Below are 12,466 nucleotides of genomic sequence, written 5' to 3'. Positions count from 1 at the left end.
CTGCGATTGCCAGTGGTCGTCGGTTGCGCGTCGTCGACCCGGCTCAGTTCGTTGTCGATCTCGAGTTGTCGTCGGGTTCCGGCGGCGGCTCGGCACCTTCGATGGCTTCGGCCGCGTCGGTGTCTTTCTCGACTTCGACGTGCCAGCGGTCGACCTCGTCTTCGTACTCGGCGAGTCGGTCGGAGACGTTCTCTTTGAGCACGTCGTCGTTGACGTTGACTTCGAAGACGAACTGTTCGCCGTTCCCGCCGTTGCGCGCGGCCTGCTGGATGTTGGCGCTGATGAGTTCGTTGTCGAAGTAGTAGGGCGCGAGCTGGGTCATCACGTTCTGGTAGACCGTGTCCTCGACCCGACGCAGGGCCTTCCGGCTCGCGGAGTCGGCCGCGCGCGCGACGTAATCGATCGACTCCTTCCAGTTGTCGACCGCGGCCTCGGCGTCGTCGTCCTCGAGTTGCTCGTAGGACTCCGAGAGCTTCTCGCCGGCGGTCTTGATGTCTTCGTCCGGCTCTTTGCCGGCTTTCTCGCCTTTGCCTTCCTCGACGCTGGCCTGATCGGCGGTCTTTTCACTGACGTCGGACTCGAGGGTTTCGTGGGCCTTGGGACGCCACTCGTCCCACTCCTCGAAGGCGCGCACAAAGCGTGCGTCGTCCTGGTCAGGATCGTGGACATCGACGTCTCGAAGCGCGCGCGTGATACGCTCGCCGTGTTCGACGATGTCGCCCCAGTCACCGCGAACTTTGAACCCCGAGATGCTCTCTTCCATTCGACTGACCGAGTGATAGCGTGCGGATAGGTATAAACTTCTCTGCCGTGACTCGCCTGTCCGGGCTCGATGATGTGAGGTGCTAGCGTCGTCCACCCATTTCCTGGCCGCTCATCTGTTGGCCGCCGCCCGTCGACTGCTGCCCGCCCATTTGTTGGCCACCCATGGATTGCTGTCCGCTCGTCTGCTGTTGACCTCTCATCTGCTGGTCGCCACCGACCATCTCGAGCAGCGTCGTACAGGAGTCGATCGTGCGGTCGGTCGCCGAAATCGTCTCGGCGACGTGGGGATGCTGTTGGAACTGCTGGAGTTCGGGCAGGCTCTCGGTTGCGATCCGGACGAACGTGTCCGCGATCTCGGGCCCGAACATCGAGTCGCGCGCGATCAGCTTCTCGTTGAATTCGGCCAGCTCCGCGATGTCTCGACAGATCGCCGCACAGGTCGCGAGCTGTGGCCCCTCCGACGCGCACATCTTCGCACACCAGTCGGCGATGTGGGACAGTTCGGTGAAGTCCTCGAGCGCGATCCGGAGTTCGTTCGTGAGGTGGTTCTCGAACGATTGCCGGCCTTGCGTTGGCTGGCTACCCATCCCCTGCTGGGTCATCTGTTGGCCGCCCGTTCCCTGCGGTCCCATCTGTTCACCCATTTGTTGGCCGCCGGCTTGCTGCCCGCCCGTCGGCTGCTGGCCACCGGTTTGCTGTCTCCCCAGCTGTTGGCCGCCCGTCGGCTGTTGCCCGCCGGGGGTGCCGTACTCGCCCGCCGTCCGTGTCGGCTGCTGTCCGCCCTGCCGTGGCTGTTGGTTCTGGTGATCCATTGGAATGCAGTGCCCGTGGTGGAGCGCCGAAGTCTACGCCGATCGAGCGATTAAACCGGACCCACCGTTTCGACCGTTTCTCACAGCCAAGCATCGTTTTCGATCCGGGAGACCGGCGATCGAATTCGGCCCGCAGCGACGGTCACGGTTCGGTAATACCGAGCTAGCGGTACCAACCCGGGATTTCGAACTCAGTCGGTCCCTCGAGACCGCGGGCCGTCGCGGGGCTCGCGGCTGATCGATACTGTGAACTATCCGGCGAGTGGCTGTTGAGGTATGCCGATCGAAGACCGGGACAACGCGTATCTCATCACACATGCATTGGCGAAGGACACGCTCTCGCGCCTGCGCGACGTCGAGACCGAGCAGGTCAGCTTCCGAAAGGGGCTGGTCAAACTCGGTCGGATCTGTGGCTACGAGATCATCGACGGCCGCATGGAGACCGAGTACGTCGAGATCGAAACGCCCCTCGAGCAGACGATGGGCGAGCGCGTCCGCGGGCTCGACGACGTCGTCATCATCAACGTCTTGCGCGCCGCGACGCCGTTCGTCGAGGGACTACTGAAGGCGTTCCCGCGGGCGCGACAGGGCGTCATCAGCGCGAGTCGCAACGAGGAGGCCGGCCGCGCCGAGGACGGCTCGTTCCCCATCACCGTCGACTACGTGAAACTGCCCGAGATCCACGAGGAGGACACGGTCATCATCGCCGATCCGATGCTCGCGACGGGGAGTACGATGTGTACCGTCCTCGAGCACGTCGTCGAGAACGCCGTGCAACCGGAGAACCTGATCGTCCTCTCCGCGGTGTCGGCACCCGAAGGGCTGCTTCGGGTCAACGAGGCGGTCGACGAGGCCGATCTGCTGACGGTGTCGATCGACGACCGCCTCGACGACGACGGCTTCATCGTGCCCGGCCTCGGTGACGCCGGTGACCGCGCGTTCCGGACGACGTAACCGGCCGATCCGGCGTCCCGTACGGGTGGCGACGGACTTTTGCGGATCGCCTCGAATCGACTTGCTATGAGTTATACCGTCGTCGATCCGGACGACCTCGAGCGAGTCGATGAACGCCCCTGTGATCTCCGCCGACTGAGCGACGCGGCGGGCATGGAAAACGTCGCGATCAACCGGTTTGACGCGGAGCCGGGCGAGCAGTTGCCGCTGGCCTATCACTATCACGAAACCCAAGAGGAGGCGTTCGTCGTCCTTTCCGGAACGCTTCACGTCGAGACGCCCGACGAGGAGTTTACGGTCCCGCAGGGGTCGCTGTTCGCGGTCGAACCCGGCGCGCCCCAGCGGGCGTACAACCCCGACGACGCCGACGACGCGGTCTCGGTGATCGCGATCGGCGCGCCGCCGGTCGACGGTGACGCCGTCCCGTACGAGCCCGAGGAGTGATCGCCGCGCGGTTTTCGACCGCTCTCGAGTGCTTCTCGAGATCCTTTTTCCGCCTCGAGCCCCCTCTCGTCTCGAACTGTGCCGTTACTCTCCGGTCCCGCAGGTGTCGATTCCCAGCACCGCGTTCACTGGACACCGCTGGATGATTGCGGTTGCGAGGATGTCGCTCCCGGCGATAAACGCCAGCGTACCGCGCGTTCGATCCCGATTCCGGTAGCCGACGACGAGGAGTATCGCGGCGAGGACGAGCCGGCCGAGCCGGTCGAACCCGCCGACGTTTCGGTCCATGAGCGGGCGGACGACCTCGATGCGGGTATAGCTGGCCCCGAACGGTCTCGCTTTCGGTTCGGTTACAATTTTAACACGTGCGGTCGAACGCCTACCCGTGTCCGACCGGAAGCCGTCCACCGCGACCGATACCGCTGGCAGCACCGGCGACCGACCGGACGCGGCGTTACAACTCGCGTTCGGCGGGTACGTCGGCGTTCTCGCCGCAGGCGTCGCAGCGGTCGTCGCCGCGTTCACTACCGCGCAGCCGACGCTCGTGCTCGGCGCGGCCATTGCAGGGGTCTCGAGCGGCTGTCTCGTCGGTCTCGTACTCGCGAGGCGCGTTCGCGGACTCGCGGGTCGAATCGGTCGAACCCGTCGCCGTCGGGTGGCGGTCGTCCTGTTTTCCGTCCCGTTCGGGGTAGTGACCGCCGTATCGGTGTTCGGCACGCTCGAGTCGCGGCTCGCGCCCGTTGCGCTCCTTTCGGCGGTCGCCGTCGCCGTCACCGGCTCGCTACTGGAGTGGGTCGCACAGACCCGGTACGTCGACGCGGTCACGGGCGACGACCCCGGGGCCGCGTGGCCGTGGACCCCACCGAGCAACCCGATACTGGATGTCGTCGTGCTCGCACTGTGGCTCCTGTTGGGCGGGATGAACGCCGCCACCGGCGATTGGACGGCGTCGATCGTGTGGTTCGGACTGGCGATATTCTGGGTCTGTGGCGGCCTCGCCGAGGGCCGCTGGCGCGTGGGATCGCTTGGCGACGCGCCCGAAGTCCGGGTTTACGAGGCCGGCCTCGTCAAACGACGGCCGTACACGCGCTCGCTGGTCCCGTGGACCGAGGTCTCGCACGTTCGGCTGCGCGAGGACGAACTCGTGATCGATCGCGGCTTCTTCGACGTTCGTTTCGACCGCGACGAACTCGCGGACCTCGAGGCGCTTCAGACGGAAACCGAGCGCCACCTGCCGGACGACGCGCCTGCGGTTTCCGCACAGTAGCCGTCTGTTGACGGCCAATACCTGTCTCTACCGTTGACGGCTCACTCGAGGTCGGCCCGGTCGCTCGTCGCGCTCCGAATCCGGTCCCGGAGCGCCTCTCCGTCGGCGAGCGGGACGCGCACGTCGAAGCTGACCGCGGCCGCGTAGTCGGCCTCGAACTCGTAGCCCTCGCTCTCCAGAATCGACCGCACGGTCCCCGAGTCGTCGTACTCGACGGTGACCTGCAGTTGCTCGTGGGGTTGTTCCTCGACGACGCCGGCTTTCTCGACCGCCTCTTTCACTGCGCGGGAGTACGCCCGAACGAGACCGCCGACGCCGAGGTTCGTCCCGCCGTAGTAGCGGGTCACGACGACCGCGCAGTTCTCGAGGTCTTGCTGGGTCAGGACGTTCAGCGCCGGCTTGCCGGCCGAACTGGAGGGCTCGCCGTCGTCGCTCGAGTACTCCCGGAGGAAGTGGTCCTCGGTCCCGTCGTCGTCGGTCCGCACGCGGTAGGCGGGGACGTTGTGGGTGGCGTCGGCGTACTCCTCGCGGACGGTGTCGACGAACGACTCGGCGGCGGCGACGGATTCGACGGGCCGGACGTGGCCGAGGAACTCGGATCCTTGGACGACGAACTCGGCGGTGGCGGACTCCGCGACGGTGCGATACACGTCGCTCACGCCCGCTCACGCTCCGCGTCTCGTCGGTCGCGCCGCCGATCTCGGTGCTCGAGGCTGGCCATAGCGATGGTCGGTGGTACCTCGGCCGGCGAAAAGAGCCCATCGGTCCCCGAGGTTTGACGGGTGTGGGTGCGGTTGCAGCGGACGTTTCGCCCGGACCCGTACGCTATTACTTCTCTATGCGTTATGTGCACACATGGACGGCGAAACCATCGACGCCGAACTGGCGGACGAACTCCGCAGCGTCTGCCGGACGACGGTCGGGGACGAACTGCGCAGTATCACCTACTTCACCGAGGCCGACATCGAGCAGCTGTACCTGCGGTCGGACTTGGAGCAGACCGCCGACCTCATCGGCTTCGCCGAACACGAGCGGCTTGGCTTTCGCTCCCAGTCGGCCTACCGGAACACGCAACTCGGCGAGTACCAGGCGACGATCCGCATGTTCGAGAACGGCTACCTGTCGCGGGTCATCCGCGGGCCACACGGCGTCTGGGTGACGACCGACGAGATGTCGATGGAGCGTTTCGAGGAACTCACGAGCGCCCTCGAGTCGGTCCTCGACGACTTCGCGGACACCGTCGACGTCGACGCGGGCGAGGACTGAACGTCCCGAACGCCGGTCACTGGATTTCGATCTTCCGGACGAACTCGAGGTCGCGGATCGCGGTGATCGTCTCGCCGGGGAGTTCCTCGTCCGTGATCAGGTAGAGCCGTGGTTCGTCCGTGAACTCGGGGTCCTCGCTGATCGTTTGGCGGATCGAGATGCCGTGATCGGCCAGCGTCCCAGTGACCTGCGCGACGATCCCCTCTTGCTCGGCGTCGTTCACTTCGATCGAGAGCACCGTCAGATCCAAGACCGGCGCTAAGTCCATCAGGCTCGGCACCTGCGAGATGTTCTGGAAGATGCGGCGCAGTTCGTCGTCCTTGAGGATCACATCGGTCGTGGAGTCGACGACCCGTCGGTCGACGCCGATCTCGCGGGCGATCCCCGTGTTCGGGATCTCGATCCCGCCAGAGACGACCCGCCCGTCGTCGTTGACGGAGAAGCCCCGCTCGAGCAGCAGCCGGATCACCGCCTGCTGGCTCGGTGACCCTTCGAATTTCTCCATGATCTCGTCGAACATTCGTTGCCGGGTGTACGGCCGCGCCGATATAATGTCCGGTGATCGGTCTCGAGCGGCGATCCCGTCGATCACACGCGGCCGCGGACGCTGTCCCGAACGCCGTCTGACGGATGCTTTTTTACTGTCCCCGTGAGAGCCGACACTATGCGCGAACTCCGGAGCTGTGACTTCTGTGACGCCGAGGCCGTCGGCGCGTTCGAGATCGTCCCGCCCGCACTCGAGCCGACCGAGGCCGAACAGCGCCGCGTGGTCCCCTGTGCCGACTGCAAGGATCGACTCGAGACGCTGCTCGAACCGCTGCTCGCCCGCGCCGGGGCCGAGAGTGGGGCCGGGACCGAAACCGATCCCGCCGACCCCGACTCGACCGCCGACGACGACCGGACCGACGGCTCGAGGTCCGTCGTCGCCACCGCCGACGAATCGACGGAGAAACGCCCGCGGTCGACCAGCCCGAACGCGACCGTCTCGGGATCGCCTGCGGAGTCCGACGACTCGAACCCATCCCAGCCCGCCGGCGAGGCCGACTCCGATCCCGACTCGGGGTCGACCGCTGAAGCGGGACTCGAGGACGGCATCACCTTCGAACGCGACGAGGGAACGGTCGACTCCGCTGGGTCGGCGGCCGACGACAGCGATGACCCGGCGGACGGAGCGTCGAACGGAGAGACTGAGACGGGAGATACGTCGAACGCAGCGGCCCCGTCCGATACCGACGACAACGCCGACGATGCCGATCGGTCGACGCCCGACGCCGAGCCGACTGGCTCGAGCAGTCGCCCGCCGACGGCGTACAACAAGGTCATCCGCCTCCTCCGTAACCGAGAGTTCCCGATGAAACGGACCGCCGTCGAAGAACTGGCCGCGGGTGCCTACGACCTCGAGAGTCACGAGGTCGAGGCGATCATCGACTACGCCGTCGAGGATGGCGAGTTCGTGGAGAAACGGGGAATGCTTCGCCGGACGTAGGTCGCGTCGATCCCGACCGCCGGCGCGACCGACCGTGTGCGACGCGACGGCTTCGGGAGCGAAACGTAGAACTACAGCGTTCCTTTCGTGCTCGGGGTTCCGTCCCGCCGCTCGTCGAGTCGCGTCGCGTCGTCGAGGCTCCGGGCGAGAGCCTTGAACAGCGCCTCGACCTCGTGGTGGGCGTTCTCGCCGTCGACCGTGAGGTGCAGCGTCAGCCCGGCGTTCATCGCGACCGATTCTCCGAAGTGACGCGCCATGTCGCTTGTGAACTCGCCGATTTCCGCCTGCGAGAAGTCACCGTCGAAGTAAAAGCGCGGTCGCCCGCTCACGTCGACGACCGCGCCCGCGACGGCCTCGTCCAGCGGCACCCGCCGGTCCGCGTACCGGACGATCCCCGAGCGATCGCCCAGCGCCTCGTCGATCGCCTCGCCGAGGACGATCGCGACGTCTTCGACCGTGTGGTGGTCGTCGATCTCGAGGTCGCCGTCGCAGTCGATTGCGAGGTCGAACAGGCCGTGTTTGGCGAACGACGTCAGCATGTGATCGAAGAAGCCGATCCCGGTGTCGACCGCGGCCGCGCCGCTCCCGTCGATCTCGAGGTCGCACTCGATCGCCGTCTCGGCCGTCTCGCGCGTGATCGTCGCCGTTCGCTCGCTCATGCTGGATCCATACCGTCCCCAGTACAAGGGGATTCCGCTCATCGCCGGCAGTCAGTCGTCGGTCGGGGACTGACCGAACCCCGTCGGACGTATATTATATGCTGAAAAAGAACTCAAAAAGAGTTATAAACCGTCTAATCGATTCTGCAAACGTTTAAAAATGTGATTTCGATCTCACTAACGGGGTGAAACGGACCGAAACCACGCCAATCTTCGGCCGATTATATGATGGGTTGGGTGAATGTCGTAGGTGAGACGAGGTGTCCCGATCCCATGTCCAACCCCTCCCCCGTTTCGAACGAATCGATTCCCCCGTCGAGCCCTGAGACGGAGCCCCAGCGTACCCGCCGCGTCGTCCGCTCGATCAAAGGGCCCGCCCAGTTCCTGTCGTTCTGGGTCGCCATCGCCCTGCCCTTCGTGCACCTCCCCCTCCTCGCACAGGGGCTCGGCGATCCGACCGTCACGCTGACTTTCGGTGTCCTATTGGTGGCCAATGTCTTCGCCCTCTACGCCGGCCACGGCTACGATAGCTGAGATCGCTGCGTCGAGTCGAATTCGACTCCCTCCTCGGATTCGACTGCTCCGCTCGTCCTGATCTCTTCCGAACTGTTATCCCTTCCCGTAGTACACGTGCAGACAGTCGATGACGATTCGCGTCGATTGGCGCTCGAGCTGTAGCCTCACCGGGACGGTCCTGAAGTGGCTCGCCGTTCCACTGGGCGGGCCGCTCGCCCTCGCGGTCGTCGACGGCGACGACCCGGTCCCGTTTTTGCTCACCGTCGCCGTCACGGTCGTCCTCGGGACCGCCCTCGAGCGACTGACCGCCGACCGCGAGATTCAACAACGGGAGGCGTTCCTGATGGTTGCCCTGACGTGGCTCGGGGTCGCGCTGGTCGGCGCGATCCCGTTTCTCGTCGCGGGGGACGGCGTGCTCGCACACCCGGTCAACGCCGTCTTCGAGAGCACCAGCGGCGTGACGACGACGGGCGCGACCGTTATCGAGGACTTCGGTGCGCACTCGCGGGCAATCCTGCTCTGGCGGGCGGTCCTCCAGTGGCTCGGGGGTCTCGGAATCCTGATCGTCGCTATCGGCCTGTTCTCGCACCTGCTCGTCGGTGGTGCCCAGCTGATGGAGACCGAATCGCAGACCCAGAACGTCCACAAGCTCCGCCCCCATCTCGACGAGACCGCACGGCTCATCTGGGGGTTGTACATCGGCCTGACGGTTCTCACGACGGTCGCGCTCTTCGCGCTCTCTCTCGTCGGTCTCGCGCCGGACATGGACCTCTACAACGCCGTCGCGCACGCGCTTACCAGCGTCTCCACCGCCGGATTCTCGCCCCAACCCGACAGCATCGGCGCGTTCTCCGCGTCGGTTCAGTGGACGCTGATCCCGGTGATGTTCCTCGGCGCGACCAACTTCGTGCTCCTCTATGCCGTGACCCAGGGCGATATCCGCCGGCCGCTCGAGTCCGACGAATTCCGGTTCTACGCCGGCCTCCTCGCGTCGGTCACGGCGATCGTCATCGCCATGCTCGTCCTCGACCCCGATCTCGCGATGGGGCTCGAGCCGACGATCCGTCACGGGCTGTTCAACGTAGTCTCGATGCTGACGACGACGGGCTACGCCTCGGTTAATTTCGATCTCTGGTCGCCCGGCGCGAAACACATGCTCTTTCTCTGTATGTTCACCGGTGGGATGGCCGGCTCGACGACGTGTTCGATCAAGTCGCTGCGCTGGCTGGTCATCCTGAAGGCGTTCCGCCGGACCCTGTTTACCGCCGTTCACCCGAACGCCGTGCGGCCGCTCCGGCTCGACGACTCGGTAGTTGACGAGGAGACGATCAGCGACGTCTTCACGTACGTCACCCTCGCGCTGGTCATCTTCTTCCTGCTGACGGTCGTGATCGTCGTCGACGCCGCCCGCGTCGGGACCCCGGTCGACGAGTTCGACGCCCTCGGCGCGGCCGCTTCGATCTTCCTCAACATCGGCCCCGCGTTCGGCGTCGCCGGCCCGTTCGACAACTATCTGGCCTTTTCGCCGCTGACCCGGACGATCATGATCGTCATGATGTGGATCGGCCGCATCGAGATCATCCCCGTTCTCGTGCTGTTGACGCCGGCGTTCTGGCGTTCCTAAATTTTGCTCTGCGGGCCAGCACAGCTGGCCCTCGGCAAAATTTAGTATAAAAGCACTCCTCCCTCCCTTACAGGTCGGTCGTCCGCCCGCTCGCTCACCCTTCGGGTTCGCTCGCGGTGATATCGGTAAACCGCCTGCCCTCCCCCGCTGAGCGGAAGCTCGCTTCCGCGAGGTCGTCGGCGCTTCGCGCCGACTGCTCGAGGGACCAAAGGTCCCTCGCAGTTCGGAAGAGCTTGCTCTTCCGTAGGTTCGCACGGCTCTCGCAGCGCTCGAGCCGTGCTCCCGGCCACCGAAAATAGCTTGTTCTCGGTTGCTTACGCCGTCTCGGACAGCGCATCATCGTTCGAGTCGTCGTCGGGAAGGAAGAATAGTACGACTGCGAGTCCGAGAATCGCGGCGAGCGGGCCGACGAAGATCATCGCCGGTAGCAGAGCGAACACGGCGGCCATTCGGATGTGGTCGGACCAGTGAGAGTCCGCGTCAGCCATCGGGAGACGGTTCGTCGTCCATCGCCTTCAATCTCGTTCGTCGCGCGAGCCGGCTACTCGTCCGGTTCGACCGTCGCCTGCGCTTCCGCGAGCGTGAAGTTCCCCTCGTAGAGCGCGCTCCCGATGACGACGGCCGCTGCGCCGGCGTCTTCGAGGTCGCGCACGTCCGCGAGCGTCGCTACCCCGCCGCTGGCGATCACGGGGATCTCGGTCGCGTCGACTAGTTCGCGGACGGGGTCGGTCGCGACGCCCTCGAGTCGACCCTCGACATCGACGTTGGTAAAGAGGATCGCGGCGGCCCCCAGTTCTTCGTATCGCTCGGCGGCCTCGACCGGCGAGATCCCAGCACCTTCGGTCCAGCCCTCGACGACGACTTCGCCGTCTTTCGCGTCGAGGCTGACGACCACGCTGTCGGGATGTGTCTCGCTGATTTCCGCGACGATTTCGGGGTTCTCGACGGCTGCCGTGCCGAGGATGACGCGGTCGACGCCGCGCTCGAGCAGGTCGATCGCACCTTCGGCGGTACGGATTCCGCCGCCGAGTTGCGTCGGCACGTCGACGGCGTCGATCACGGCCTCGATCGCGGCCGCGTTTCCCCGCTCGCCCTCGAACGCGCCGTCGAGGTCGACGAGGTGCAGCGTTTCGGCACCGGCGTCGATCCACCGCCGGGCGGCCTCGACGGGGTCGCCGTAGCGCTTCTCGGTCCCGCGTTCTCCCTGGACGAGTTGGACGACCTCGCCGTCTTGAATGTCGACCGCGGGGATCACCTCGAAGCTCTCGAACTCGCCGCTCGCGTCGTCGCTGGTCATACCCGTGTCCGCGAGGCCAACGCGAGTAAAGGCGACGGTTTCGCCGACCGTTCTCGGCATCGCGTTCTTCTGGGGCGTCTGAGCCGCTACCCGTTTCTCGGGATCGCTCCCCGTTCGTTTCACGAGCGGGAACGAATAGGCGCGTTTTTACTATCGGATCGCGTGACTTCCGAACGTGAACGCGGAACCGCTACTTATCATCGGGATCCTCACTGCGATTTTCGTCGGGTATAACATCGGTGGCTCGACGACCGGTCCCGCGTTCGGGCCGGCCGTCGGCGCGAACGTGATCACGAAGGTGATGGCCGCGGGCCTGATGTCGATTTTCTTCTTCATCGGGGCCTACACCATCGGTCCGCAGGTCGTCACCACCCTCGGCGAGGAACTCGTTACTGACACGTCGATCTTCACGCTGCGCTCGAACGTCGCCGTCCTCTTTTTCATCGGCGGCGCGCTGTTCATCGGCAACTACGCCGGCGTCCCCGCTTCGACGTCGATGACCGCGGTCGGTGCGATCGCCGCGCTGGGGATGGCGACCGGCGAACTCAACTGGAACGAACTCGGCCAGATCGCCGTCTGGTGGGTCGTCGCGCCGATCATCGGGTTCTGGGTGGCCGGTGTGGTCGGCCGGTACTTCTATCCGCAGATCAACGCGTGGGTCGCAATCGAGGAGAAACAGGGGGGACGCCCGATGGTTTCGGTCGACCGGTCCGGACTCGTCCCGCGACTCCAGTTCGGCGTCGACGCCGATCGCCGGGAGATCACAGGAGCGCTGACCGTCGTCGGGATCGGCTGTCTGATGGGCTTTGCCTCGGGGACGAGCAACATCGCCAACGCGATCGCGCCGATCTACGGCACCGGCGACGTCGATATGATCCCGCTGATCCTGATCGGCTCGGCGGCGGTCGCGGTCGGCTGCTTTACGATCGCCCGCCGCACCCTCGACACGCTTGGCAACGACATCACGAACCTCCCGCTGACCGCGGCGATCGTCGTCGCCGTCATCAGCTCCGGGATCGTCATCGGTCTCTCGTCGATCGGGATCCCCGCGAGTTTCGTCGTCATCGCGACGATGAGCATCGTCGGACTGGGCTGGGGCCGAGCCACCCGGACGACGACGCTGTCCGATGCCGCCCGCGGCGAAGAAACTCGCGTCTCCGTCGGCGCACTCACTGCCGAGGAGGAAGGAGAACGTTCCCCCGAAATCGGCGAGGAAGACGTCGAGGACATCCCGAAGGCCTCGGACCTGTTCGACCCCTCGACGACGGCCCGCGTGATCCTCATGCAGAACGTCGTGCCGGCCATCTCGACGATCGGTGCCTACCTCACGTTCCGGTTCATCCCGATTTTCGGGTTCTGATCGGAACGCGGGCTCG

The 12,466-nt window shown here is 65.5% G+C and carries 16 protein-coding genes; 8 read left to right on the top strand and 8 right to left on the bottom strand.

Going from position 1 to position 12,466, the window contains the following annotated elements; translation table 11 throughout:
- Positions 1–43: 43 nt before the first annotated feature.
- Positions 44–763: a DUF5828 family protein gene (locus C489_RS14155; protein WP_006431990.1), complete on the bottom strand. Its 720-nt coding sequence runs from the start codon at positions 761–763 to the stop codon at positions 44–46.
- 82 nt (positions 764–845) lie between these two features.
- Positions 846–1,577 carry a hypothetical protein gene (locus tag C489_RS14150; protein ID WP_006431989.1) on the bottom strand — a complete coding sequence of 244 codons (732 nt, stop codon included), beginning with the start codon at positions 1,575–1,577 and terminating at the stop codon, positions 846–848.
- 276 nt (positions 1,578–1,853) lie between these two features.
- Between C489_RS14150 and upp the strand changes: the two genes are divergently transcribed.
- Both upp and C489_RS14140 read left to right on the top strand, forming a co-directional pair.
- Positions 1,854–2,531 (top strand): uracil phosphoribosyltransferase, encoded by a 678-nt coding sequence (upp, locus tag C489_RS14145; protein WP_006431988.1) that lies wholly within the window; start codon positions 1,854–1,856, stop codon positions 2,529–2,531.
- A gap of 66 nt (positions 2,532–2,597) precedes the next feature.
- A complete protein-coding gene (locus C489_RS14140; protein ID WP_006431987.1) occupies positions 2,598–2,975 on the top strand; it encodes a cupin domain-containing protein in 378 nt (125 codons plus the stop codon).
- An 84-nt stretch (positions 2,976–3,059) separates the two neighbouring features.
- Here the strand turns inward: C489_RS14140 and C489_RS14135 are convergent, their stop codons facing one another.
- Complete coding sequence (locus C489_RS14135) at positions 3,060–3,263, bottom strand: YgaP family membrane protein (RefSeq protein WP_006431986.1); 204 nt, start codon at positions 3,261–3,263, stop codon at positions 3,060–3,062.
- A 97-nt stretch (positions 3,264–3,360) separates the two neighbouring features.
- On the opposite strand from C489_RS14135, the gene C489_RS14130 reads away from it, so the two are divergent.
- The gene (locus tag C489_RS14130; protein WP_006431985.1) at positions 3,361–4,242 is read left to right on the top strand and encodes a hypothetical protein; all 882 of its coding nucleotides are present in this window, start codon (positions 3,361–3,363) and stop codon (positions 4,240–4,242) included.
- Positions 4,243–4,283: 41 nt separating this feature from the next.
- On the opposite strand, the gene C489_RS14125 is transcribed toward C489_RS14130, so the two are convergent.
- A complete protein-coding gene (locus tag C489_RS14125) occupies positions 4,284–4,901 on the bottom strand; it encodes an IMPACT family protein (protein ID WP_006431984.1) in 618 nt (205 codons plus the stop codon).
- A gap of 196 nt (positions 4,902–5,097) precedes the next feature.
- Here C489_RS14125 and C489_RS14120 point away from each other — a divergent pair, with 196 nt between their 5' ends.
- Positions 5,098–5,508: a DUF7522 family protein gene (locus tag C489_RS14120; protein WP_006431983.1), complete on the top strand. Its 411-nt coding sequence runs from the start codon at positions 5,098–5,100 to the stop codon at positions 5,506–5,508.
- 16 nt (positions 5,509–5,524) lie between these two features.
- Here the strand turns inward: C489_RS14120 and C489_RS14115 are convergent, their stop codons facing one another.
- Positions 5,525–6,028, bottom strand: a complete 504-nt coding sequence (locus tag C489_RS14115; protein WP_006431982.1) for a hypothetical protein — start codon at positions 6,026–6,028, stop codon at positions 5,525–5,527.
- A gap of 144 nt (positions 6,029–6,172) precedes the next feature.
- Between C489_RS14115 and C489_RS14110 the strand changes: the two genes are divergently transcribed.
- Entirely contained in the window at positions 6,173–6,994 is an 822-nt protein-coding gene (locus C489_RS14110) for a hypothetical protein (protein ID WP_006431981.1), read from the top strand.
- 71 nt (positions 6,995–7,065) lie between these two features.
- Here the strand turns inward: C489_RS14110 and hisB are convergent, their stop codons facing one another.
- A complete protein-coding gene (gene hisB / locus C489_RS14105) occupies positions 7,066–7,653 on the bottom strand; it encodes an imidazoleglycerol-phosphate dehydratase HisB (RefSeq protein WP_006431980.1) in 588 nt (195 codons plus the stop codon).
- Positions 7,654–7,926: 273 nt separating this feature from the next.
- Here hisB and C489_RS14100 point away from each other — a divergent pair, with 273 nt between their 5' ends.
- Positions 7,927–8,187, top strand: coding sequence for a hypothetical protein (locus tag C489_RS14100; protein WP_006431979.1), 261 nt, complete (start codon positions 7,927–7,929; stop codon positions 8,185–8,187).
- A 109-nt stretch (positions 8,188–8,296) separates the two neighbouring features.
- Complete coding sequence (locus C489_RS14095) at positions 8,297–9,793, top strand: TrkH family potassium uptake protein (protein ID WP_006431978.1); 1,497 nt, start codon at positions 8,297–8,299, stop codon at positions 9,791–9,793.
- 314 nt (positions 9,794–10,107) lie between these two features.
- Here the strand turns inward: C489_RS14095 and C489_RS21910 are convergent, their stop codons facing one another.
- Both C489_RS21910 and hisA read right to left on the bottom strand, forming a co-directional pair.
- On the bottom strand, positions 10,108–10,281 hold the full coding sequence (locus tag C489_RS21910) for a hypothetical protein (protein ID WP_160163644.1): 174 nt from the start codon (positions 10,279–10,281) through the stop codon (positions 10,108–10,110).
- Between the two features lie 53 nt (positions 10,282–10,334).
- Positions 10,335–11,090, bottom strand: coding sequence for a 1-(5-phosphoribosyl)-5-[(5-phosphoribosylamino)methylideneamino]imidazole-4-carboxamide isomerase (hisA, locus tag C489_RS14090; protein WP_049890897.1), 756 nt, complete (start codon positions 11,088–11,090; stop codon positions 10,335–10,337).
- 175 nt (positions 11,091–11,265) lie between these two features.
- Between hisA and C489_RS14085 the strand changes: the two genes are divergently transcribed.
- Positions 11,266–12,450 carry an inorganic phosphate transporter gene (locus C489_RS14085; RefSeq protein WP_006431976.1) on the top strand — a complete coding sequence of 395 codons (1,185 nt, stop codon included), beginning with the start codon at positions 11,266–11,268 and terminating at the stop codon, positions 12,448–12,450.
- Positions 12,451–12,466 lie beyond the last annotated feature (16 nt).

This window comes from Natrinema versiforme JCM 10478, from assembly GCF_000337195.1.
Classification (GTDB): Archaea; Halobacteriota; Halobacteria; order Halobacteriales; family Natrialbaceae; genus Natrinema; species Natrinema versiforme.
Note: the sequence above shows the minus strand (reverse complement) of the source record. Positions and strands in the feature narration are given on the sequence as shown.